General features: G+C 70.9%; 21 protein-coding genes and 1 pseudogene. 7 read left to right on the top strand and 15 right to left on the bottom strand.

Annotated features, from left to right (window positions below; all coding sequences use genetic code 11):
- Positions 1-17 precede the first annotated feature (17 nt).
- The 7 genes from R4I43_RS30160 to R4I43_RS30130 all read right to left on the bottom strand — a co-directional run bounded on the left by R4I43_RS30160 (position 18) and on the right by R4I43_RS30130 (position 7,046).
- Positions 18-632 carry an alpha/beta hydrolase gene (locus R4I43_RS30160; RefSeq protein WP_324269101.1) on the bottom strand — a complete coding sequence of 205 codons (615 nt, stop codon included), beginning with the start codon at positions 630-632 and terminating at the stop codon, positions 18-20.
- 8 nt (positions 633-640) lie between these two features.
- Entirely contained in the window at positions 641-1,816 is a 1,176-nt protein-coding gene (locus R4I43_RS30155) for an acyl-CoA dehydrogenase family protein (RefSeq protein ID WP_324269100.1), read from the bottom strand.
- Positions 1,817-1,829: 13 nt separating this feature from the next.
- Positions 1,830-2,804, bottom strand: coding sequence for an alpha/beta fold hydrolase (locus tag R4I43_RS30150; RefSeq protein WP_324269099.1), 975 nt, complete (start codon positions 2,802-2,804; stop codon positions 1,830-1,832).
- Positions 2,805-2,806: 2 nt separating this feature from the next.
- Positions 2,807-3,760, bottom strand: a complete 954-nt coding sequence (locus R4I43_RS30145) for a VOC family protein (protein ID WP_324269098.1) — start codon at positions 3,758-3,760, stop codon at positions 2,807-2,809.
- A 134-nt stretch (positions 3,761-3,894) separates the two neighbouring features.
- Positions 3,895-4,791, bottom strand: coding sequence for a carbohydrate ABC transporter permease (locus R4I43_RS30140; protein WP_324269097.1), 897 nt, complete (start codon positions 4,789-4,791; stop codon positions 3,895-3,897).
- Positions 4,781-5,719, bottom strand: coding sequence for a carbohydrate ABC transporter permease (locus R4I43_RS30135; protein ID WP_324269096.1), 939 nt, complete (start codon positions 5,717-5,719; stop codon positions 4,781-4,783). The genes R4I43_RS30140 and R4I43_RS30135 overlap by 11 nt, the downstream gene beginning before the upstream one ends.
- Positions 5,703-7,046, bottom strand: coding sequence for a Gfo/Idh/MocA family protein (locus R4I43_RS30130; RefSeq protein WP_324269095.1), 1,344 nt, complete (start codon positions 7,044-7,046; stop codon positions 5,703-5,705). The genes R4I43_RS30135 and R4I43_RS30130 overlap by 17 nt, the downstream gene beginning before the upstream one ends.
- A gap of 268 nt (positions 7,047-7,314) precedes the next feature.
- On the opposite strand from R4I43_RS30130, the pseudogene R4I43_RS34475 reads away from it, so the two are divergent.
- Positions 7,315-7,707, top strand: a pseudogene (locus R4I43_RS34475) (glycoside hydrolase family 5 protein); the annotation flags it as partial.
- A gap of 166 nt (positions 7,708-7,873) precedes the next feature.
- Positions 7,874-8,608 (top strand): glycoside hydrolase family 5 protein, encoded by a 735-nt coding sequence (locus tag R4I43_RS30120; protein WP_324269093.1) that lies wholly within the window; start codon positions 7,874-7,876, stop codon positions 8,606-8,608.
- Between the two features lie 12 nt (positions 8,609-8,620).
- On the opposite strand, the gene R4I43_RS30115 is transcribed toward R4I43_RS30120, so the two are convergent.
- The 4 genes from R4I43_RS30115 to R4I43_RS30100 form a co-directional block, all read right to left on the bottom strand.
- A complete protein-coding gene (locus R4I43_RS30115) occupies positions 8,621-10,006 on the bottom strand; it encodes a sigma-70 family RNA polymerase sigma factor (RefSeq protein ID WP_324269092.1) in 1,386 nt (461 codons plus the stop codon).
- A 252-nt stretch (positions 10,007-10,258) separates the two neighbouring features.
- The gene (locus R4I43_RS30110; protein ID WP_324269091.1) at positions 10,259-10,921 is read right to left on the bottom strand and encodes a hypothetical protein; all 663 of its coding nucleotides are present in this window, start codon (positions 10,919-10,921) and stop codon (positions 10,259-10,261) included.
- 151 nt (positions 10,922-11,072) lie between these two features.
- Positions 11,073-12,200 (bottom strand): endo-1,4-beta-xylanase, encoded by a 1,128-nt coding sequence (locus R4I43_RS30105; protein WP_324269090.1) that lies wholly within the window; start codon positions 12,198-12,200, stop codon positions 11,073-11,075.
- A 195-nt stretch (positions 12,201-12,395) separates the two neighbouring features.
- Complete coding sequence (locus tag R4I43_RS30100; RefSeq protein WP_324269089.1) at positions 12,396-12,641, bottom strand: hypothetical protein; 246 nt, start codon at positions 12,639-12,641, stop codon at positions 12,396-12,398.
- A 35-nt stretch (positions 12,642-12,676) separates the two neighbouring features.
- Between R4I43_RS30100 and R4I43_RS30095 the strand changes: the two genes are divergently transcribed.
- A complete protein-coding gene (locus R4I43_RS30095; protein WP_324269088.1) occupies positions 12,677-13,102 on the top strand; it encodes a GDSL-type esterase/lipase family protein in 426 nt (141 codons plus the stop codon).
- A 3-nt stretch (positions 13,103-13,105) separates the two neighbouring features.
- Here the strand turns inward: R4I43_RS30095 and R4I43_RS30090 are convergent, their stop codons facing one another.
- Entirely contained in the window at positions 13,106-13,912 is an 807-nt protein-coding gene (locus R4I43_RS30090; RefSeq protein WP_324269087.1) for a potassium channel family protein, read from the bottom strand.
- A gap of 249 nt (positions 13,913-14,161) precedes the next feature.
- Between R4I43_RS30090 and R4I43_RS30085 the strand changes: the two genes are divergently transcribed.
- Positions 14,162-15,355, top strand: a complete 1,194-nt coding sequence (locus R4I43_RS30085; protein ID WP_324269086.1) for an MFS transporter — start codon at positions 14,162-14,164, stop codon at positions 15,353-15,355.
- 330 nt (positions 15,356-15,685) lie between these two features.
- Entirely contained in the window at positions 15,686-16,204 is a 519-nt protein-coding gene (locus R4I43_RS30080; protein WP_324269085.1) for an NADPH-dependent FMN reductase, read from the top strand.
- An 84-nt stretch (positions 16,205-16,288) separates the two neighbouring features.
- On the opposite strand, the gene xylB is transcribed toward R4I43_RS30080, so the two are convergent.
- The 3 genes from xylB to R4I43_RS30065 all read right to left on the bottom strand — a co-directional run bounded on the left by xylB (position 16,289) and on the right by R4I43_RS30065 (position 20,293).
- Positions 16,289-17,698: a xylulokinase gene (gene xylB / locus R4I43_RS30075; protein ID WP_324269084.1), complete on the bottom strand. Its 1,410-nt coding sequence runs from the start codon at positions 17,696-17,698 to the stop codon at positions 16,289-16,291.
- A 110-nt stretch (positions 17,699-17,808) separates the two neighbouring features.
- On the bottom strand, positions 17,809-18,966 hold the full coding sequence (xylA, locus tag R4I43_RS30070; protein WP_324269083.1) for a xylose isomerase: 1,158 nt from the start codon (positions 18,964-18,966) through the stop codon (positions 17,809-17,811).
- A 67-nt stretch (positions 18,967-19,033) separates the two neighbouring features.
- On the bottom strand, positions 19,034-20,293 hold the full coding sequence (locus tag R4I43_RS30065; RefSeq protein WP_324269082.1) for an ROK family transcriptional regulator: 1,260 nt from the start codon (positions 20,291-20,293) through the stop codon (positions 19,034-19,036).
- Positions 20,294-20,817: 524 nt separating this feature from the next.
- Here R4I43_RS30065 and R4I43_RS30060 point away from each other — a divergent pair.
- Complete coding sequence (locus R4I43_RS30060) at positions 20,818-21,672, top strand: VOC family protein (RefSeq protein WP_324269081.1); 855 nt, start codon at positions 20,818-20,820, stop codon at positions 21,670-21,672.
- A 27-nt stretch (positions 21,673-21,699) separates the two neighbouring features.
- Positions 21,700-23,076, top strand: a complete 1,377-nt coding sequence (locus tag R4I43_RS30055; protein WP_324269080.1) for a GH1 family beta-glucosidase — start codon at positions 21,700-21,702, stop codon at positions 23,074-23,076.
- Positions 23,077-23,080 lie beyond the last annotated feature (4 nt).

The following is a 23,080-nucleotide window of genomic DNA, read 5'->3' as shown; positions in this document are numbered from 1 at the left end:
GCAGCGCGGGGGCGGAACTACCTGGTGAGCAGCTCGGTGGCGGCCCGGCAGGCCTCGTCGGTGATGATGTGCTCGTCGCCCGGGTCGATGCGCAGGTCGACCGCCGCGCCCGCCGCGCGCAGTGCCGATGCGGTCTCCTCGACCCGGTGCCGGGGCACCCACGGGTCCTCGCTGATGCTGCGCAGCACCACCGGAACGCCGGCGAGCGAGTCCTCGACGGGGGTCGCGATCGCGTCGGGCCCGATGAACCCGCCGGTGAACACGATCAGACCGGCGTAGCGGCGCGGCGCCACCGTCAGCGCGTAGTGCGAGATCAAGCAGGCGCCCTGCGAGAAGCCCCACAGGACCACCCGTTCCGGGCCGAAACCGGCCTCGGCCAGCTGGTCCAGGCACCGGCCCACGGTGCGCAGCGAGTTCTCCAGGTCGGGTTGGTTGCTCTCCAGCGGCTGCAGGAAACCGCCCGGGTACCAGGTGTTGCCCGGTGCCTCGGGTGCGAAGAACCGCGCTGGTGCCGGGCCGAAGCGGTCCGCGACCTCGCGCATCGAGCCCGGGTCACCACCGCGCCCGTGCACCGCCAGCACCGCGAACTTCGCCTCCTCGGGCCCGGCACCCCATTCCAGCATCGGCGACATGCCCTCGATCACTCCCGTTCGACGAGGTCCAAGAACTCCCATTGGCCGTCCGACAGGCCGCTGAGCATCTTGCCGCAGTTCTGCAGCACGCCCGGACCCGAGGTCACGTGCTGGGTGCCGCCGTGCAGGTCGCGGAAGAAGCGCTGCAGCGCACTGCGCCGCAGCGCCGCCGTGCCCGCCCACTTGTACACGGTCTGGCCCACCTCGTGCACCGACCAGGTCGCGTTGTTGAGCATCAACCTGGTCAGCGTCTCCTGCTCCGTGCTCAGCCGCTCGCCGTTATCGAGGGTCTCCTCGCACTGCCGCCACGTCTCGGCGGCGAAGGCGCGGGCCGCCCGGAACTTGGCCTCGGCCTGCGCGTACTCGGCGTGGAACTGCTGGGTGTCCACCGCGGCGCGCGGGGCACCGGTCTTCTTGGCGGCCAGCGCGCGCATCTCGTCGAGCATCCGGCGGCCCACGCCCAGCGCCCAGCCGACGTGGCAGATGCCGGCCATGTTGGCCAGTCCAAGCCGGTACAGCGCACCGCCCATCCGGGGTTCGGCGCAGGTCGCCTCGTAGGCGTAGGAGGCGGGCACGAACGCCTCGCGGATGCTGTAGTCGATGCTGCCGGTGGCGCGCAGGCCCATCACGTCCCAGTTGTCCTGCAACGCGACCTGCTTGATCGGCAGCGTGAACACCAGGCCGCGCCCCTCGTCGGCGCAGAAGGCGGCGGTGTGGACGTGGGTGGCCATCGACACGCCGGAGGCGAACTGCCAGTCCCCGCTGATCCGGTACCCGCCCTCGACCTTGACCGCCTCGCCGGGTTTGGTGCCCTGCCCGGCGATGAGCGCGTGCTGTCCTCTTCGGACGTTCGGGTACAGGTCGTGCACCACGTCCCAGCCCAGGTAGGCGGGCGTGGTCCCGGTGGCCAGCTGCACCGCCATGAACGCCCAGCCCGCCGAGGCGTCGAAGTAGCTGACCTCGGCGATGGTTTCCAGGGCTTGGCGCGGCGAGAACTCGTAGCCGCCGACGTCGGTGGGGATCGCGATGCGGAAGATCCCGGTGTCGATGAGCGCCTTGGCGGACTCGTCGCTGAGCCGCCCGATCTCCTCGCTGTGCTCGGCGTTGTCCTCCAGGACCGGACCGATGGCCCGGATGCGGCCGATGAGTGCGTCGAACTCGTCGCTGACGTGCAACTCGCCCATGATGCGGTCCTTCTCAGCTCTTCTCGAAGGTCATCAGCCACTCGATGACCGGTCGCACGGTGTCGTCGGAGTTGGACTCGTAGATCAGCCCGTGCCCGTTGCCGGTGATGCCGTGCTCGGGCAGGTGCAGCTGGTCGGCGGCGGCTCCGGCTCCGCGCAGGAAGTCCACCACCTGCGGGGCGAAACCGGCGAACGCCGAGGCCCCTCCCGTGATCACCGCCACCGGTTTCCCGGCCAGACCGGGGATGTCGCGCCCCGCCACGTCCGCGGGCGAGTCGGCCGGTGGCTCGGTGACGATCTCGGCGGCGGTCAGGCCCCAGTCGAGCGCGCCCATGCCGGGGAACTCGCCGAACGGCGGGCCCATCGGCTCCACCGCCGCGATCGCGGTCACCAGCTCCGGGCGCCGGTTGGCCGTCAGCCAGCCGACCGGGCCACCCGCCGAGTGCGTCACCAGCACCGCCTCGCCGGTGATGTCGAGCAACCGCGCCAGCCGGTCGGCGTCCATCCGCTGCGACTCGGCGAAATCCGCCGGCAGCGCACCCATCGGCGCCACCACCTGGTCCAGGTCGCCGGACCACCGGGTGTGGCCGGGGTCGTCCGGGCAGAACAGGCCCTCGGCGGCCTCGTAGGGGAACTGCGGCCCCATCGGCCCGATGACGTCCGGGTGGTAGGGCGAACGCCCGTGCCCGCAGCGGTCGACGACGTAGACCGCGAAACCCGCCTGCACCAGCCGTGTCGCCCAGCCCGGGCGCCCGTCGGGCGTGCCGGTCCAGTCCGTGCCCTGACCGCCACCGCCGTGCACCAGGACCAGCGGCACCGGGTGCGCTCCGGCGGCCGGCGCCTCCCACTGCACGAACATCGGCCCGCGCTGCGCGGTCCCGGCAGCGGTGGCGACGCGTTCACCGGGGATCCAGAACTGGCCCCGGCGGATCGCGAGCGCATCGCCGGGTACCAGATGAGGGGCCGGCGTGGTCTCCTTCTCGTCCACGGTCAGACGTCGATGTGTTCCAGGCGGCGGAAGATCTCCTCGCGCCGATCCTCGAACTGCTCGGGAAGCTGGAACCGGGTGCCCAGCTCGTGCGGTGATTCGTCGCAGGTCCACCCGCCGTCGGCGTGGGTGACCGCGAGCTCGAACAGCGCACCGCCGGGGGTTCGGACGTAGACGCTCTTGAAGTACTTGCGGTCCTTGAGCTCGGAGATGTCGGTGTAGCCGTTGCCCTCGATCGCGAACTTCACCGCGTCCTGGTTGGCCAGCGTGTCGGCGTTCCAGGCGAAGTGGTGGAAGGTGCCCGCCCCGTAGCGCCAGGTCCCCTGCTCGTCGGTGCGGTTGACGGTGAGCTCGATGTGGTTGCCGTGCTTGGCGTCGCCGACCTGCAGCGCCGCCACGTCGCCCTCCTCGACCAGCCGCCCCTGCGAGAAGAACACCTCGTCGGCGAACTCCACCATCCGGTCCGGTGTCGCCACGTGCAGCCCGACGCCGTGGATGCCGTGGATCGCGTGCTCCTGCGGCACCCCGTGACCGGTGTGGCCCACGCGCGGATCACCTGAGTTGGGAACGAAGACGTACTCGATGCCCGACGGGTGGTGGAACAGCAGCCGCCGCTGCCCGAACCGCTCGACGTCGGTGACCTCGATGTCGTGCTCGGTCAGCCGCTGGTGCCAGTAGTTCAGCGAATCGCGCGGCACCGACAGCAGCACCTCGCGGGCCTGGTTGGTGCCGCGCTTGCCGAAGAAACCCGCCTGCGCCCACGGGAACGTCGTCACCACGCTCGACGGGTCGCCGGTGGCGTTGGAGTAGTAGAGGTGGTAGATCGGCAGCGACCCGTCGAAGAGCACGGTGCGCTTGATGAAGCGCATGCCCAGCACCTTGACGTGGAAATCGACGTCCTCCTGGGCATGGCCCACCGACAACGTCACGTGATGGGAACCTTCGAGGTAAGCCACGGGCAACCTCCTCGTCGAGGAACGGGCGGCCTCGACCGCCCCGGACAACGCGCACGGTCGTGGCCGACGCTACAAGCACGGACTCGACGGCAACCACCGACAAATGTCCTGCCCGAGATCGCCCCGCGGCCGCGTCACTTCAGCCCCGTCGTGGCGATTCCCTTCACGATGTACTTCTGGCCGAACAGGAAGAGCACGAAGATCGGGATCAGCGAGACCACCGACATCGCGAACAGCGACCCCCACGAGCTCTCCGCGGTGGAGTCCACGAACGTCCGCAGCGCCACCGGAACCGTGTACATGTCCGGATCGGTCAGGAAGATCAGCTGGCTGAAGAAGTCGTTCCAGGTCCAGATGAAGGTGAAGATCGTCGTGGTCGCCAAGGCGGGCAGCGACAGCGGGAGCATGATCTGCCAGTAGATCCGGAAGTGCCCGGCCCCGTCGATGTGGGCCGCCTCGGTGAGCTCGCGCGGGATGCCCCGGAAGAACTGCACCATCAGGAAGATGAAGAACGCGTCGGTGGCCAGCACCTTCGGCACGATCAGCGGCAGGAAGGTGTTGATCCACTCCAGCTGCGCGAACAGCACGTACTGCGGCACGATCACCGCGTGGATCGGCAGCATGATCGACATGAGCATGACGGCGAACCACAGCCGCCTGCCGCGGAAGTTCAGCCGGGCGAAGGCGTAGGCGGCCATCGAGCACGACACCAGGTTGCCCAGCACCGACCCCACCACGATCACCGCCGAGTTCAGCAGGTAGTGGGTGAACGGGTGGGCCAGCGCGGTCCAGCCCGTCGGGTAGTTCGACAGGTCGATCGCGGTCGGGATCAGCGACGGGTCGCGGAAGATCAGCGCGTTCGGCTTGAACGAGCTGGCGATCATCCACAGCAGCGGGTAGAGCATGAGCAGCGCGGCGGCGCTGAGCACCACGTGCTTGAGAACGCGGCGCGACCGCGCCCGCCTGCGGGGACGGGCTGCGGGAGGGGTTGCGGTGACGGGCTTTTCGGCGATGAGCTGGTCAGTCGTCATAGAACACCCAGTACTTCGCTAGGGAGAAGTTGATGGCGGTGAACGCGGCGATGATCACCAGCAGCAGCCAGGCCAGCGCCGAGGCGTAGCCCATGTTGAGGTTGGTGAAGCCCTGCTCGTAGAGGTAGAGCGTGTAGAACAGCGTCGAGTCCACCGGCCCGCCGGTGCCGCCGCTGACCACGAACGCCTGCGTGAACGACTGGAACGCGTGGATGATCTGCAGCACCAGGTTGAAGAAGATGATCGGCGTCAGCAGCGGCACCGTGATGCTGCGGAACTGCCGGAACTTCCCGGCACCGTCGATGGCCGCGGCCTCGTAGTAGTGCTGCGGGATCTGCCGCAGGCCCGCCAGGAAGATCAGCATCGGTGAACCGAAGGTCCACACGTTGAGGATCACCAGCGTGCCCAGCGCGAAGTCCGGGTGCGCCACCCAGCCCACGCCCTGCACGCCGAACCAGGACAGCACCTGGTTGATCAGTCCGCCGTTGCCGAAGATCTGCCGCCACAGGATCGCCACCGCCACGCTCGCGCCCAGCAGCGACGGCAGGTAGAACGCCGAGCGGTAGATCGCCAGCCCGCGCAGCCCCCGGTCCAGGAACAGCGCCAGCGCCAGCGCGGCGGCCAGCTGCAGCGGCACCGAGACGAACACGTAGGTGAAGGTCACCCGCAACGAGGTCCACAGCCGCCCGTCGGCGAACATGTCGGCGTAGTTCTCCAGCCCGATCCACTCGGGTTCGTCGAGCAGGCTGTAGTCGGTGAACGACAGGTAGAGCGAGGCCAGCATCGGCCCGACGGTGATCAGCGCCAGCCCGAGGAACCACGGTGCCAGGAAGAGCACCGCCGCCTTGCCACCACCGCGCTCGGCCGGGCTGGGCTTGGCGCGCGCCTCGGTGCGGCGCAGGGAAGCCAGTTCACTGACGACCGACATGCGGCCTCCCGGTCAGCTCGAGCTCACCGATGCCGACCGGCCGGCCGGACTCCATCGAGGCGTTGACCGCCAGACCCACCGCGACCGAGGCCAGCCCGTCGCGGTAACCGGCCCGCCTGCCCAGCGGGTCCTCGGAGACGCCGCGGAAGATGTCGCGCAGCAGCAGCGCATCCCCGCCGCCGTGCCCGCCCGCACCGGTGGCCACCGGCACCTCCTCGGCGCGTTGCCAGTGCCGCTGCAGGACCAGGCGCGTGCCGGGGTGCCGGGCGGCGCCGTCGGTGCTGTCGGCGGCCGCGCTCGCGTCCAGCACCACCCCGTCCGGACCCGGGAGCACCGCGGCGCGCTCGACGACCTCCAGTTCGGCTCGGCCCTCGGTTCCGCTGACCGCGACGCGGTAGCCCTCCCACGGGCTGTGCGCGTTGAGCGAATAGGTCACCGAGGCGCCGCGGCGGTAGCCGATCACCGCGGAGAGGTTGTCCTCGATGGTGATCCCGGGCCCGAAGACGTCCTGGTCGCGGCGGTACCCGTCGTGCTGCTCGGCGTCCCAGTACAGCGAGCGCAGCACCGGATCGCGGCGCAGGTCCAGGGCGAACGGGTCAGCGCTGGGCGGGTCGACGGTGCCGCGCTCGGGGCGTTCGCCGAGACCGCGCGCGCGGGCGTTGTCCTGGCCGTAGAACCGCAGGCCGCCCACGGCGAAGACGCGGTCCGGGGTGTCGGCGAGCCACCAGTTGAGCAGGTCGAAGTGGTGGGTGGCCTTGTGGATCGCCAGCCCGCCGGAGTGCTGCTTGTCGCGGTGCCAGCGGCGGAAGTAGTCGGCGCCGTGCACCGTGTCCAGCGCCCACTCGAAGTGCACAGAGGTGACCTCGCCGACCCGCCCGGAGCTGATGAGCTCCTTGAGCGCGGAGTTGCGCGGCGAGTAGCGGTAGTTGAACGTCAGCACCAGCTCGCGGCCGGTGTCCTCGACCGCGGTGGCGATCTCGCGGCAGCCGGAAGCCGTGGTGGTGAGGGGTTTTTCGACGACCACGTCGGCGCCGGCGCGCAGCGCGCGGGTGACCAGGTCGGCGTGGGTGAAGTCGGGACTGGTGACCACCACGGCGTCGAGCCGCTCGGCGGCGATCATGCCCTCGAGCTGCTCGGGGAAGTAGCGGGCCGGGAGCGCGGCGTCGGGTGCGAGCTGGTGGACGAGGCGGTCGGCGTGGTCCATCCGGCCGGGGTTGGGTTCGCACCACGCCACCAGGTCCGCGACCTCGGCGTGCTCGCCGAGCATCGCCCGGAGGTACATCTGGGAGCGGGCACCCGTGCCCACCACTGCGTAACGTCGGAGCATCCGATCACCTCACCGTTGAGCTGGTCGATTCGTGCCGAACGTGCTTGGACAGCGCTTTCCGATTCTTGCAGGCGACCGGCGCCGATGACCAGAGCCAGTCTGTGGACGTCAGGGTGACGCACGGATACCTTCCGCCGGGAAGCGGTTTCCGCCTGAGGGGAGGGGCACCGGTCGTGACAGCGTTGCCGTGGTTGCGGGTGGCAGGTTCCAGGATCGTCGACGACACCGGCGCGCCCGTCGTGCTCACCGGGGTCGGGCTCGGCGGTGGATGAACATGGAGAACTTCATCACCGGCCACCCCGGGCCGGAGCAGCTGATGCGCGCGGCGCTGCGCGAGGCGATGGGGCAGGAGTCCTGCGAGACGTTCTTCGACGAGTTCCTGCACGGGTTCTTCGGCCCTGACGACGCCGCGCACCTGGCGTCGCTGGGCATGAACTCGGTGCGGATCCCGGTGAACTACCGGCACTTCGAGGACGACGACCGGCCGTTCGAGATCGAGGAGTCCGGGTTCGCGCACCTGGACCGGGTGATCGACGTGCTGGCCGCGCACGGGATCTGGTCGATCATCGACCTGCACGCGCTGCCCGGCTGCCAGAACCAGCACTGGCACAGCGACAACCCGACGCACGTGGCCGCGTTCTGGCAGCACCGGCACTTCCAGGACCGCGCCGTCGCGCTGTGGGAAGCCATCGCCGACCGCTACCGGGACCGGCCCGAGGTGGCCGGGGTACAACCCCGTCAACGAGCCGGCCGACCCGTCCAACGAGAACATCGGGCCGTTCTACCAGCGGCTGGAGCAGGCGATCCGGGCGATCGACCAGTAGCACGTGCTGTTCCTGGACGGGAACCGCTACGCCACCGACTTCAGCGCTTTCGACGAGCCGCTGCCCAACGCGGTCTACACCACCCACGACTACGCGCTGCCCGGGATCGCCGCCGAGGCGACCGGCTACCCGGGCGCGACGCGCGGCGAGCACTTCGACCGCGACGTGCTGGAGCGGACGTTCCTGCGGCGCACGGAGTTCATGCGCAGCACCGGAACTCCCATCTGGATCGGCGAGTTCGGCCCGCTCTACCCCTGCGGCGAACCCGAGCCGTGGCGGTTGCAGGTGCTGGCCGACCAGCTGGAGATCTACCGGGAGCACGCGGCGAGCTGGTCGCTGTGGACCTACAAGGACATCGGCCTGCAGGGCCTGGTGCACGTCCGGGAGGACAGCCCCTACCTCGCCCGCATCGCCGAGGTGCTCGAGGCCAAGCGGCGTCTCGGCGTCGACTCCTGGGGCGGCACCGACGCCGGGGTGCGCGACGTCCTCGACCCCGTCGAGGCGGCCTTCGACCGCGAATTCCCCGACTTCCAGCCCTATCCGTGGGGCAAGCGCAAGTTCGCCGAGGTCCTGGTCCGCCACATCCTCCTGGCGGAACCCCTGGTCCAGCGCTTCGCCCAGTGCTTCGCCGGCGTCACCCCCGAGGAGGCCAGGACGCTCGCCAGGTCGTTCCGGCACGACCGGTGCGCCGAACGCGAGCTGCTCACCGGTCTGCTCCGCCGGCACCTGAAGCCCTGACGGGGAGGCTCCTCAGCGGCCCGCGACGGGGTTGCCGAAGACGTCCAGGCCGCCGGTGGGCGGGTCGATGCCGATCAGCCGGTCCGGCCGGAACTTCGGCTGCAGGCGCAAGTTCGCGCCCGCGTCGACGCCGTTCTCCTCGACGACCAGGTGCGGGTCGGCGTCCACGCCGAGGCCGAGCAGGTCGACGCCGACGTGCGCGGTGCCGTCGGCGACCGGCTCGGCAGCGGGTGGCAGCGGCAGCGGGATCGGCAGCAGCGGAGTCCGGCCGGGGGAGCCGGGCGGCGGTGCCGGCTGGCCGGGGGTCGCGCCGCCCGGGGCGGCCGGTGCGGGTGCCGGAGCGGCGGGCGCGGCCGGGGGAGCGGGCGGGGGAGCGGGCGGCGACTGCGGGGACTGCGGCGAGGACGGCTCCTGCGGTTTGGCCGAGGCGACGGGCGGGATCTCGCCGTCGTTCGACGCCAGCGCCAGCGCGATCGCGGCCAGCACCGCGGCCAGGGCGGCGCCCGACACCGCGGCGCGGCGCGGACCGCCGACGGCGTTGATCACGCCGCCGATCGCCCCGCCGCCGACCACACCGCCGGCACCCACGGCGGCCAGGTAGCCGGTCGCGGTGGCGCTGCCGCCGAGCACCAGGGGAGCGATGAACACGCGCAGCGCCCCGTTGATCTCGGCCAGCTCCGCGGCCAGCGCCCGGCACCGGTCGCAGTCGTCGAGGTGCGACTCGACCTGCGCGGTCTCCCGCTTGGCCAGCCCACCCCGGGTCCAGGAGCCCAGGCGCTCGACGCTCTCCCGGCAGCGCTCCCGCTCGGAGTCGAGGTTGCGCAGGTGCACCTGCAGGAACGCCTGCTTGAGGCCTTCCCGGGCGCGGTAGGCCAGCGCGGAGACGCCGTTGGGCGTCATGCCCAGCAGCGGAGCGACCTTGGCCGGGGACTCGCCCTCGATCTCGACGTGCCAGAGCACCATCTGCCATCGCTCGGGCAGCTTCGCGAACGCCGCCGCGACCAGCGAGCGGTCCTCGCCCTCCACCGCGGTGTCGGTGAAGGGCTGGGAGATGTCGATGTTGGGGACGGTTTCCAGGTCTTCGGAGTACTGGACGCGCTGCGCCTTGCGGGTGCGGTCGTAGGCGGCGTGCCGGACGGCGGTCAGCACGTAGGCGCGGAACGCCGAGGTCGGTCCCCGCCGGTCGCGCAGCAGGTCGAGGACCTTCGCGAACGCCTCGGAGACGACGTCGTCGGCTTCGGCCGAGGACTTGGTGACCTGCCGGGCCATCGCGTAGGCGGCGGCGACGTGCCGCTCGTAGAGGACGCCGTAGGAACCGGTGTCGCCCTCGCGCACGGCCTCGATCAGCTCGGTGTCGCTGCGCTCCTGGGCACCCGCCTCCGTGGGCAACGCCGCCATAACCGCCCCCTGCTCAAGATCCTGCTCGCCCGAACCCAGCACCATTGCTACCGCGACCGTGTCAACGCCGGTTGGTACCGACGGCTTTCGTTGCGCCTTCGTGACCGCGCGCTACTCCGTTCGCATGGCGCGCGACACCCTCCGGCGGGTGAGGACGATAGGCGAATCACCTCACGCCCGGGTGATCTGGTGAGCACGATCGAGGCGCCGGTCACTCCAGGTCCGGCGTTCTCGCGCGCACGCCGGTCGCGGTCAGCCCACCAGTTGCAGGCGGTCGTCGGTCGGGCGCGGGAGCACGTGCACCCAGTTGCCCGCGTCGGTGAACACCAATCCGCACTCGCGCAGATCCGCCAGCCGCGAGTGCACCTGCGCGCCGAAGCGGGCCGCCAGCACCGACACCGGGCACGGGACCTCCAGGTAGCGCAGGAGTTCCGCGGCCGGACCGGCGAAGACGTACTCGTGTCGGCCGAAGCGCGGGCGGTCGTCGAGCACCACCAGCGCGTCACCCTCCTCGACGAGTTCCAGCACGCCGGCCGGGTTCTCCCGCTGCCACGCCGCGATCCCCTCCCGCAGCGCGGTCTCGGTCTCGCCGGAGATGCCGTCACCGCAGCGCTGGGCGCCCGCCATCGGCGGAAGGTGGTGCAGCGCGGGGAACTGCGCGAGCACCCGGGCGTAGGCCTGATCGGTCTCGCCGGGGAGCCCGTAGCGGTAGATCCACTCCACCGACAGCCCCAGCGCCCGGGCGTCGCGCAGCAGCCGCACGTTGCCGCAACCGTCGGCGCGGCTCCGCTGCAGCCGCAGCACCCGGGTGCTCAGGTTGTCGATGCCCGGTCGCACCCTGCGGAACCCGGTGTCGCGCAACCGCGACAGCCGCTCGAAGGAGACCTCGGTCCTGCTCCCGGTCTGCGACCGCATCGAACCCGCAACACCTCTCGCCATCAGGCGGGTGCGGGGCGGCACAGCGCCGCCCCGCACCCGCATCTCGTCGAAGTCCGGACGCCGTCCGCGCCGCCGGCCCCAGTGCGCTTCACCGTGCCAGGCCAGGCTGCGGGAAACCAGGCGTGATTCACCCGGACGTCGTCATCGTTTCATTCTCGGCTTTCCCGCTTTTGCTCCTGCTGGCCGAAAGGGTTTCCAGCAGCGCGCCGTAGGCGGGCTTGGGGGTGAAGTCGTCCCAGTAGATCGTCGCCGCGCCCTGGTTGGGGAAGGTCCCCGGAACCCACGAGTACTTGTCCGGCAGGCCCCACACGGTGAACGAGTGGCAGCTGGAGACGTCCAGGCAGGACTGCAGCGCGCGCCGGTAGAAGTCGGCCTGCTCGGTCAGCTGCTGCTGGGTGGGCGCTCCGCCCTGCGGCAGCGTCATGCGCACGTCCAGCTCGGTGATGGAGGTTTCCAGCCCGAGGTCGGCGAAGCGCTGGAGGTTCTGCGTGAGGTCGGCCGGGAACCCGTCGTCGAGGCTGAGGTGGGCCTGCGCGGAGAAGCCCTGCACCGGAACGCTTTGCGCGAGCAGGTCCTGGATGAGGGCGTAGTAGGCGTCGCTCTTGGCGTTGTCGCCCTCGACGCCGTAGTCGTTGAAGAACAGCTTGGCGTTCGGGTCGGCCTCGTGCGCCCAGCGGAAGGCGTCGGCGATGATGCCCGGACCGAGTTCGCGGATCCAGATGTTGTCGGTGGTGCGCAGGTTCCCGGATTCGTCGAAGATCTCGTTGGCCACGTCCCACTGCTGGATCTTCCCGGCGTAGCGGCCGACGACCGTGGTGATGTGCTGGTGCAACTTCTCGCGCAGCTCCGCCGGCGAGAAGTTGCCGTTCTCCACCCATTCCGGGTTCTGGCTGTGCCACAGCAGCGTGTGCCCGCGCATCACCTGGCCGTGCTGCGCGGCGAAGTCGACGATCGCGTCGGCGTCGGTGAAGTTGTAGGTGTCGCGAGCGGGGTGGAGGTACTCCCACTTCATCTGGTTCTCCGCCGACAGCGAGCTGAACTCGCGGCCGAGGACGTCGCGGTAGGCCTGGTCCGAGCTGAACGGGTCGGGGTAGGGCTCTTCCTCGTGGTGCCCGCCACCGGCCGCCGCCGACCCGATGACCAGTCCGTCGGGAGCGGCGTCGCGCAGCGTGGAGGGCTGGGGCGCGGCTTGGGCGTAGGTGGGCAGCAGCATGATCGCCACGGCGGCGGTCGTGACGAGGTGAATCGGCTTCATTGCGGACTCCCGCTTTCTCGATGTTGCCGGAACAGTTTCCGAAAAGTTTCGTAGATCACGCGATGTCGAAGGCTAAGCGCGCGTCGGTCGAAACGTCAAGAATCGCAACTCGAGGGGCGGAAGGGGGCGCTCGAGTTGCGTGCGATCCCCTCGTGCGGGCGTTGACACTGGAGTGGCGAAAGTCTAGCTCAAGTTTCAGAAATGTTTCGGGCCAAGGGAGGCCAGCGTGACGAACAACAGGACCGGTGCGGCGCTGCTCGGGATCCTGCTGCTGCTCGCAGTTTCCGCAGCAGCCGGTGCCGCGGCTCCCCAGCAGGTCGGGACGTGGGCGGCGGCGCCGAGCGCCACACCGGAGACCGGCACGCCCACGGTCGCCGACACCACCATCCGCCAGGTCGTGCACACCAGCGTCGGCGGCGACCAGCTGCGCCTCCGGCTCACCAGGCGAAGCCGGGCTGCGGCGCTTCGACCGCGACGTGCTCGCCCAACCGGGAGCGCGCGACGTCATCGTGCTGCTCGGCGTCAACGACCTCGGGCACCCCGGCACCATCGCGTCACCTTCGGAAACCGTGACCGCGCAACAGCTCGTCGACGGCCACCGCCAGCTCATCGCCCGCGCGCACGCGGCCGGTCTGCGCATCCACGGCGGCACGATCCTGCCGTTCAAGGGCGACAGCCTCGGCTTCCACACACTCGAGAACGAGGCCAAGCGCCAAGCGCTCAACACCTGGATCCGCACCAGCGGTGAGTACGACTCGGTCATCGACTTCGACGCCGCGACCAGGGACCCGGCCGATCCGCAGCGGTTGCGCCCGGAGTTCGACGGCGGCGACGGCCTGCACCCCAACGACGCGGGCACGGCGGCGATGGCCGCAGCCGTACCGGTCCACCTGTTCCGGTGAGGGTCAGCTGCCCTCGCGGGAGGACAGCTCGGTGCGCAGCGCGGTGATCTCCTCCCGCAGCACCACGATCTCCGCGCGCAGCTGGTCGCTCTCGGCGTCCAGCCGGCGGGTGGCGTCGGCGCTGGCGCTCACCGACTGCTCCAGACCGCCGAAGCGGTCGACGAACCAGGACGCGATGCTGCCGGTGACCACACCGAGCAGCGCGATCCCGGCGATCATGAGGCCCGCCGCGATGAGCTTGCCCTGGCCGGTGACGGGGTAGTAATCGCCGTAGCCGACGGTGGTCACCGTCGTCATCGTCCACCACAGCGCGTCCCCGAAACCGGTGATCTTCGCGTCCGGTGCGGTGCGCTCGACCTCCAGCACGGCGAGCGCGGCCGACAACCCGAGCAGCACGACGGCACCGGACACGTACAGCACGACCTGGCCGCGCACCCGCGCCTGCACCCGCCGGTTGAGCGTCAGCAGCACCACGACCAGCCGCAGCACGCGCAGCTGCCGCAGCAGCGGGAGCAGCAGGACCAGCAGGTCGAAGGCGTTGTGCACCACGAACCGCAGCCGGCGGCGGGCCAAGCCGAGCCGCACCAGGTAGTCGACGGCGAAGGCGGCCCACAGCGCCCACATGACCGCGTCGATGCGCTGCCTGGAGACCGGCGTCAGCCCCGTGTCGAGCACCATCCAGGCGTAGAGCCCGAGGAACAGCACGGACAAGCCGACCATCGGCCACTCGGTGCGGCGCTCCCACCAGCGCAGTCGCACCTCGGCCTCATCACCCGCTCCGGCCGGAGCGTTCACCTGGTTGGTGCCCATGCCCCGACATCATGCCTCGAACGGCCCCATCGCGACGGTCGGACGAGGGACGCCGCGCCCGGCCGGAGCGCTGCGGTGGGTCACCCGCGGTCACCGTCGGCGACCGCAGATATCGACCTCGGAACGTGTTCCACTGAGCGGAAACCGATGCTGGTAGGCCCACGGGAGGTCGGCCACATCATTCCGGGCACAACTCGGACTTCGAAGAGGTGAGCTGGAATGACAACGGCGTCAGGACAGTCCGGCGGCATGCCGGAACCGACGGCCCAGCGGGTCTCCGCCCGCGGCGTCGCCGCGCTGTGCTGGTCGGCGGTGGCGCTGGAGGGATACGACCTGGTGGTGCTGGGCGTCGTGCTGCCCAAGCTGCTGCGCGATCCGACCTGGCAGCTCACACCGGCCACGGCCTCGCTGATCTCCTCGGTGGGGCTGGTCGGCGTGATGATCGGCGCGCTGTGCGTCGGACCGCTGACCGATCGCTTCGGCCGGCGCAAGCTCATGATCGCCACCGTCGTGCTGTTCTCGGTGCTGACGCTGGCGTGCGCGCTGGCGACCGGCCCGCTGCTGTTCGGCGTCCTGCGGTTCCTGGCCGGACTCGGCCTCGGCGGTGTCCTGCCGGTGGCGATCGCGATGGTCAACGAGGCCTCCAACGCCAAGGGCGGCAGCGCCACGACCACGCTGATGACGGGATATCACGTGGGTGCGGTGGTCACCTCGCTGCTGGGGATCCTGGTGATCCCGGTGCTGACCTGGCGCGCCATGTTCGTCATCGGTGCCCTGCCGGCCCTCGTGCTGGTGCCGCTGCTGGCGCGTTACCTGCCCGAGTCGCTGCCGGTCACGGCTGAGGAGAAGGCTGCCCGCAGTCCCGTCGCCACCCTGTTCCGCGGCGGCTACCTGCGGTCCTCGCTCGCGTTCTGGGTGACCTCGTTCATGGGGCTGCTGCTGGTCTACGGCCTCAACACCTGGCTTCCGGAGATCATGCGCGCAGCCGGCTACGAGCTGGGTGCAGCGCTGGCGCTGCTGCTGACGCTCAACGTCGGTGCGGTGCTGGGACTGCTGCTGGCGGGCCGGGTTTCCGACCGCATCGGGGTCCGCACCTGCACGCTGATCTGGTTCAGCGCCGCCGCGGTGTTCCTCGCGCTGCTGAGCGTGCGGCTGCCCGGCGTCGGCGTGTACGTCAGCGTGCTGCTGGCGGGCGTGTTCGTGTTCAGCACCCAGGTGCTGGTCTACGCCTACGTCAGCCACCACTACCCGGCCATCGGCCGCGCCACCGCGCTCGGCGCGTCCAGCGGCGTCGGGCGGCTCGGCGCGATCTGCGGGCCGCTGGTCGGAGGTGCGCTGCTCAGCGCCGGTCTGGCCTACCCGTGGGGTTTCTACGCCTTCGCCGCGGTCGCGGTGATCGGGCTGGTGTCGGTGACGTTCGTGTCCCACCGGCAGGCCGCCTGATCCGGCCCGGCATGTGGGATGCCTGCGGTGGTGCTTTACAGGCCCGCCCGGTTGCCAAGAGGATGACCGGCATGACAGCCCTGACCGGTCTCGTGGTGCGGTGCCACATCGACCTGTTGCGCGTGTGCAGCGCGATCTGTTGATCCACGGCTGATTCGCACCGGTGCCCCGCGGCTACCGGAATTTCTCCTTCCACCACCGGTTTTCACCGGTCCTCGCGCGCGCCGTTCGGTGACGCGCCGGTCTCGCATCCCGCGCTCCAGGAGTTCAGCATGTTGTCGTGTCCTCACCTGCCCCCGTTCAGTCCGAAGTGGATCGAGGAGGCGCGACGTGGTTGAGTTCGCCGTGCTCACCGGGCACCTGAACCGGCGATCGCGCCCGGGCGCGATCGCCCGGACCCTCGCCGCGGAGTTGCGCGCCGGCGGCGCCGAGGTCACCGAGATCGCCGCCGGAGCGCTGCCGCACTCGGCCCTGATGGCCCAGGACCACCGACATCCCGAGGTGGTGCGCACCCAGCGGGCGCTGACCTGCGCCGACGCGGTCGCGGTCATCACCCCGCGCTACGAGCCCCACGGCAGCGCCCCGCTGAGATCGTGGCTCGCGATGCTCCCGCCGGACGCGCTCGCCGGAAAACCCGTCCTCCCCATCGGCCTCGGCGCCGTGCGAAGCCACTCCACCGGCCTCGGCGGAGGGCTCGGCGAGGGCACCGTCCTGCCCGCGACCTTCCTCTACGACGACTGGTTCGCCGAAGACCACGACTGGCGACCGAACCCCCGAGCGACCGACCTCCTCCGCCGCGCGGCAACCACCCTCACGACCTCCGCGCTGCCCGACTCGGCCGCAGCCTGACCGGCCAACGCAGCCTTGGCAGGGGCGAAAACCGTTGGCGAACACTGCGGTTCTCGCCCCTGGCGATCCGCGCGCGGGAGGGGTTCAGATGCCGTGGACCTGGTTCCGGGCGCGGGCGTAGGCGGCTCGGACCGCGGGGCCGGTGGTGTCGTCGCCGACCTCCCGGCGAGTTCCGGCGACCTCCCAGGCCGGGGGAGCCGCTGCTCCCGAATGCGCCCAGGCCGCTTGCTTGGCCGCGCCGAGAGCGACGTACTCGGCCGGCTCCGGGATGTCGACGTCGACGCCGAACAGCCCGGGGGCGATCGCCTGCACGGCCTCGGAGCGGGCGGCGCCGCCGATGAGCAGCACCCGGCGGACGTCGGCACCGGTGTCGCGCAGCGCCTCGATGGCGTCGGCCATGCCGCACAGCATGCCCTCGACGGCGGCCCGGGCCAGGTTCTGCGGGGTCATGTTCGCACCGGTCAGGCCGGTCAGCGTGCCGGTGGCTTCCGGGAGGTTCGGGGTGCGCTCGCCCTCCAGGTACGGCAGCAGGCTCAGCCCGCCCGCACCCGGCTCGGCCGACAGCGCCAGCCGGGACAGCCCTTCCAGGTCGGTGTCGAGCATCTGCGCGGTGGAGCTGAGCACGCGGGCCGCGTTGAGCGTGCACACCAGCGGCAGGTAGCGGCCGGTGGCGTCGCAGAAGCCCGCGACGGTGCCGGTCTGGTCGGCGCTGGGCTGTTCGGCGGGCGCGAACACCGCGCCCGAGGTGCCCAGCGACACCACCACGTCGCCCGGTTCGAGCCCGAGACCGAGTGCGGCGGCCATGTTGTCGCCGGTGCCGACACCGATGGTCGCGCCTTCGATGCCCGGCAGGGTGGCCACGGCGGCCTTCTCACCGGGACCGAGGATCGTCGGGAGCTTCGGACTGCGCCCGCCCAGGGCGTCGGCGAGCAGGTCCGGCAGCCATTCGCCGGTGGTGGGGGAGTAGTAGCCGGTGCCCGAGGCGTCGCCGTGGTCGGTCCAGGTGCGCTCCGGCTGCCCGGCCAGCTTCCACCCGACCCAGTCGTGCGGCAGCAGCACCTGCGCGACGCGGTCGGCGTTGGCCGGTTCGTTCTGCGCCAGCCAGGCGAGCTTGGTGATGGTGAAGCTCGCGACCGGCCGCAGACCGGTGCGGGTGGCCAGTTCCTTCGCGCCGTGGCGTTCGACGAGCGCCTCGGCCTGCGGCGCCGAGCGGGTGTCGTTCCACAGCAAGGCGTCCCGCACGACCTCGCCCTGCTCGTCCAGGGCGACCATGCCGTGCTGCTGGCCGCCGACCGAGACGGCTTCGACGCGTCCGGGCGCCTTCTGGACCGCCTCGGCGATGGCGCTCTGCGCCGCGTCCCACCAGGCGGCCGGGTTCACCTCGGTGCCGTCCGGGTGCGACGCCTTGGCCTCGGCGACGACCTCGCCGTCGTCGGCGTCGACGACCAGCGCCTTGGTGGACTGCGTCGACGAGTCGATGCCCAGCACCAGCATTGCGTCATCCTTCGCGCTCGCGCGGCCCGGGAGGCGGGGTGGCCTCCCGGGCCGGAGTCGGTCTTGACCGGTTGCATTGTGCGCGATCGACCCTCGATCGCGCGATCACCTCAGTTCACGCCGAGGAGGTGGTCCATCGCGAGCTGGTCGAGGCGTTCGAAGTGCATGCCGCGAGCGGCCGCGGCCTCGACGTCGAAGTCCTCGGCCAGCAGCTCCGAGACCTTCTCGCCCGGAGCCAGCGTCGGGGTCGACAGCTCGGCGACGCGAGCGGCCTCCAGCGCCTCCTTCACCCGCGGGTCCGCGCGGAAGGCGGCCGCGCGCTCCTTGAGGATCAAGTAGTTGCGCATGCAGCCGGCCGCCGAAGCCCAGACGCCCTCGTAGTCCTCGGTGCGCGGCGGCTTGAAGTCGAAGTGCCTCGGGCCCTCGTAGCCGCCGTTCTCCAGCAGGTCGACCAGGAAGAAGGCGTTGCGCACGTCGCCGGCGCCGAAGCGCAGGTCCTGGTCGTACTTGATGCCGTTCTGCCCGTTGAGGTCGATGTGGAACAGCTTGCCCGCCCACAGCGCCTGCGCGATGCCGTGCGCGAAGTTCAGCCCGGCCATCTGCTCGTGCCCGACCTCGGGGTTCACGCCGACGATGTCGCCGTGCTCCAGCTCGTTGATGAACGCCAGCGCGTGACCCACGGTCGGCAGCAGGATGTCGCCGCGCGGCTCGTTCGGCTTGGGCTCCAGGGCCAGCTTGAGGTCGTAGCCGCGTTCCTTGATGAACGCGCACACGGTGTCCACCGCCTCGCGGTAGCGGTCCAGCGCGGCACGAACGTCCTTGGCAGCACCGGATTCGGCGCCTTCCCGGCCGCCCCAGGCGACGAAGGTCTTGGCGCCCAGCTCGGCGGCCAGCTCGACGTTGCGCAGCACCTTGCGCAGCGCGAAGCGGCGCACGTCGCGGTCGTTGGCGGTGAAACCGCCGTCCTTGAACACCGGGTGGCTGAACAGGTTGGTGGTCACCATCGGCACGGCCAGCCCGGTCTCGTCCAGCGCGCCCCGGAAGCGGGACACGATGGCCGAGCGCTCGGAGGCATCGGAACCGAACGGCACCAGGTCGTCGTCGTGGAAGGTGATGCCGTGGGCGCCGAGGTCGGAGAGCCGGTGCACGGCCTCGACCGGGTCCAGCGGGCTGCGGGTGGCCTCGCCGAACGGGTCCCGTCCGAGCCAGCCCACGGTCCAGAGGCCGAACGAGAACTTGTCCTCGCGCTTCGGGGTGAAGTCGGTCATGACCTGTTGCTCCTCACTTCGTCGTGCACTGCGTGCTCCACCGGCACCCGCGGGTGCCGAAAGACGTTCAGTCGGCGACCTTCTCGGCTGCGGGGATGCGCAGCGGGTCGCTGAAGATCTCCTCGATGACGATGCTGCTGGCACCCCGCACGGCCGCGGAGAAGCCGAAGGTGGACGCGGTGATCCGGCAGACCGCCGCATCCCCGGCCACCGCGCGCTCCCGCAGTTCCCGCATCGCGGCGGGAACCAGGTAGGGCGCGACGGTCCCGAGGTAGCCGCCCAGCACCACGACCTCCGGGTTGAGCAGGTTGACCAGCATCGACACGCCGATGCCCAGCCACCTGCCGATCTCGTCGAAACCCGCCATCGCCTCCGGACCGCCGTCCTCGGCCCGCTGCCGCAGCGCGTGCGCCTGGTCCTGCGGGTCGGCTTCCCGGTCGGCGAGGTCAGGTGCGGCGGCGCGCAGCACCGCAGGCAGGCCGATCTTGGTCTCCAGGCAGCCGCGCCGCCCGCACCCGCAGACCTGGCCGTCGAGATCGACCGGGACGTGCCCGATCTCGCCGGTGAACCCGCCGGCACCGCGCAGCAGCCGCCCGCCGGTGATCAGCCCGGCACCGACACCCACCTCGCCGGTCAGGTAGACGAGGTCGGCGGCCGGCTGGGACATGGCGTGCAGTTCGGCGAGCGCGGAGAGGTTGGCCTCGTTGTCCACCACGATCGGCACGTCGCTGCCGAGCCGCACCCGCAGCGCCTCGGCGATCGGGATCGATCGCCATTCGAGGTTGGGCGCGTAGCGGACTCGACCGGTCTCGGCGTCGACCAGACCGGGCACCGCCACCGCGATCCCGGCCAGGAACGACGACCCGGTGCCCGCGAGCTCGGCGACGGCCTCGCGGGCGAGCCCGGCGAGCCGGTCCAGGGTGGTTTCCGGGTCGGCGTGCATGGCGTCGAACCTGATGCGGCGTTCGACGATGACGCGTCCGGCGAGGTCGGTGCCGCGCGCGGCCAGGTACTGCGAGTTGATCTCCAGCCCGAGCGCGGTGATGCCGCCACCGTCGAGCTCCAGCGAGCGGCCCGGGCGACCGACGGCGCCGTCGCGGCGCAGCCCGGTCTCCCGGATGAGGCCGCGGTCGATGAGCTCGGCGGCGAGGCTGGAGACGGTGGCCTTGGTGAGCTTGCTGCGGGTGGCGATGTCGGCGCGCGAGACGACCTCGCCGCGCCGCACCTCGTCGAGCACGCGCGCGAGGTTGGCGCGTCGCACCGCGGTCTGGTCGACCCCGGACGGCCCGCTGAGCCGCACGACCTCGCTGGTTCCGCGCTCGGCCACGTCCACCTCCAATAAGTATCGCCGCCAAACTAATAGCAGTGGGCGGTCGAGGCAAGGGCCTGCGCAGAGCCGAGGAGTCCGAGAAACTTGTGTCGACGCTCACGAAGCCACCGCGCAGTTAGTTGGGGGAGTGAACTAAATGTCCGCGGATTACCGCCGTAATCGGGTGACGGATTACGGCGGTAATCCGTCACCTCGTGGGGACGCGGGTTCACCTCGAGACCGGCTGGCACCACCCGAGACCACCCGACGGCGGTGATCGCTGGATGAGGTGAGATCTGCGGGTGGTGTTCGCTGCGGGGTTCGACGCTGGACCGAACGGCGTAATCTTCCGCCTGCCCGTCTCGCCCCGCCCCCTCGGCGAGGCGGGCACCTCCCCGTCCAGGACATGAACCGGACAGCTTCGGTTCGTGTCCCCGACATTCCGTTGCCCTCGGCTTGAACGCGGTGGCAGCATCGTTCCCCATGCAAGATCACCGGGTCGCGACCACCAGCGGCGTCCGGAACGACTCGCCGGAGGGGCGATGACCGCGAACCATTCCGCCGACCCGAGCGCGCCCACCGCCGCGATCCGGCACGTCGAGATCGGCTGCCGGAACCTGGCTCGGTCTCAGGAGTTCTACACCGGCCTGCTGGGATTCACCGAGCTGGCGCGGGAATCCGGCATCAGCTGGCTCGACGCCGGACCCGCGCGCGTCAAGCTCGTGGAAGTCGGGGAAGGCGACCTCGGCGGCTGGGCGCCCGACGACTTGCAGTGCGGGATGCGGCACTTCGGCATGAAGGTCGGCGACGTCGACGCGCGAGCCGCCGAGCTCCGCGACGCCGGCGTCGAGTTCACCACGCACCCCAAGGACGCGCACGGCGACGTCCGCATCACCTTCTTCACCGACCCCGACGGAACCCTGCTGGAGTTCGTCGAAGGCGCCGTCCGGCACGACGAGACTCACTCACCCGAACTGGCCGCCGAAGACCTCGCCGCGCACCAGACCCGGCCGCGCGACGCCGGACCGGTCTTCGACCACATCGCCGTCACGGTGCCGGACCTGCAGGAAGCGCTCGACTTCTACGTCCGCACGCTGGGCGCGCGGGTCATCGGCAAGCTCATCCGCACCGACGACCCGCGCGGATTCGTCATCACCAACCTGCGGCTCGGCGACGTCGTGCTGGAGGTGTTCAGCTTCCGCAACGACACCGCGCCCAGCACGTGGTCGGCCGGGCAGTCCCGGCTCGGGCTGCGATCGATCGGCCTCGGCGTCGCCGAGACCCGCGGGGCCGTCGGCGCGATGACCGCGGCCGGCGCCGGTGCGGTGCTGCGACCGGGCGCCGAACCGCTGCTCATCGACCCGCACGGCCTGCCGCTGGCCATCACCACCCGATGACCACGAACCACTCGACGAGGAGCGCAGATGGGTGAGCAGTTGCGGTTCCCGGACGGTTTCGCGTGGGGCGCGGCCACCGCGAGCTACCAGGTCGAAGGGGGAGTGGCCGAAGGCGGGCGCGGGGAGTCCATCTGGGACCGCTTCGCGCACACCCCGGGCACGATCGTCGGCGGCGATACCGGCGACGTCGCCTGCGACCACTACCACCGCTACCGCGAAGACGTCGCGCTCATGCGGGAACTGGGCCTGACCCACTACCGGTTCTCGCTGGCCTGGCCCCGACTGCAGCCGGACGGGACGGGAACGCTCAACCCCGCCGGGCTGGACTTCTACTCGCGCCTCGTCGACGAACTCCTCGACTCCGGCATCCAGCCGTGGGTGACCCTCTACCACTGGGACCTGCCCCAAGCGCTCGAAGACGCGGGCGGCTGGCCCGAACGCGACACCGCGCACCGCTTCGCCGACTACGCCGCCCGCGCGCACGCCGCGCTCAGCGACCGCGTCCAGCACTGGACCACGCTCAACGAACCCTGGGTCGCGGCGTTCCTCGGCCACGCCGAGGGCGTGCACGCGCCGGGCAGGCGGGACCACGCCGCCGCGATGCGCGCCGCGCACCACCTGCTGCTCGGCCATGGCCTGGCGATGTCCGAAATGCGCGCTGCGGGAGCCGGTTCCAGCTGCGGCATCACCCTCAACCTCGCGCCCGTCGACCCCGCCACCGAGGCCGACCGAGACCTCGCCCGTCGCGTCGACGGCCTGCTCAACCGGCAGTTCCTCGATCCGCTGCTGCTCGGTCATCACCCGGCCGACGTGCTCGACGACGTCGCCGATGTCACCGGCAGCGACCACATCCGGGACGGCGACGAGCGAATAATCAACGCACCGCTGGACTTCCTAGGCATCAACTACTACACCCGGCAGGTCGTCACCTCCAGCGACCAACCACGGATCTGGCGGCCCGGCGACGAACCCAGTGCCTGGCCCGGCAGCGCCGACATGAGCCCGGCACCTCGCGGCCTGCCCACCACCGAGATGGGCTGGGAGGTCGACCCCGCCGGACTCGGCGAACTCCTGGAACGCCTGCACCGCGACTACCCGGCGATCCCGCTCTACATCACCGAGAACGGCGCCGCCTACGACGACGAGCGCGTCGACGGCCAGGTCCACGACCGGGCCCGCGTGGACTACCTCCGCGCGCACTTCCGCACCGCCCACCAGGCCATCGCCAACGGCGTCGACCTGCGCGGCTACTTCGTCTGGTCCCTGCTGGACAACTTCGAGTGGGCCTTCGGCTTCGGCAAGCGCTTCGGGCTCGTGCACGTCGACTACGACACCCTCACCAGGACGCCCAAGGACAGCGCCCGCTTCTACGCCGAGGTCACCAGGTCCAACGGCCTCGCGTGAGCAG

Source organism: Saccharopolyspora mangrovi, from assembly GCF_035320975.1.
Taxonomy (GTDB): Bacteria; Actinomycetota; Actinomycetes; order Mycobacteriales; family Pseudonocardiaceae; genus Saccharopolyspora; species Saccharopolyspora mangrovi.
Note: the sequence above shows the minus strand (reverse complement) of the source record. Positions and strands in the feature narration are given on the sequence as shown.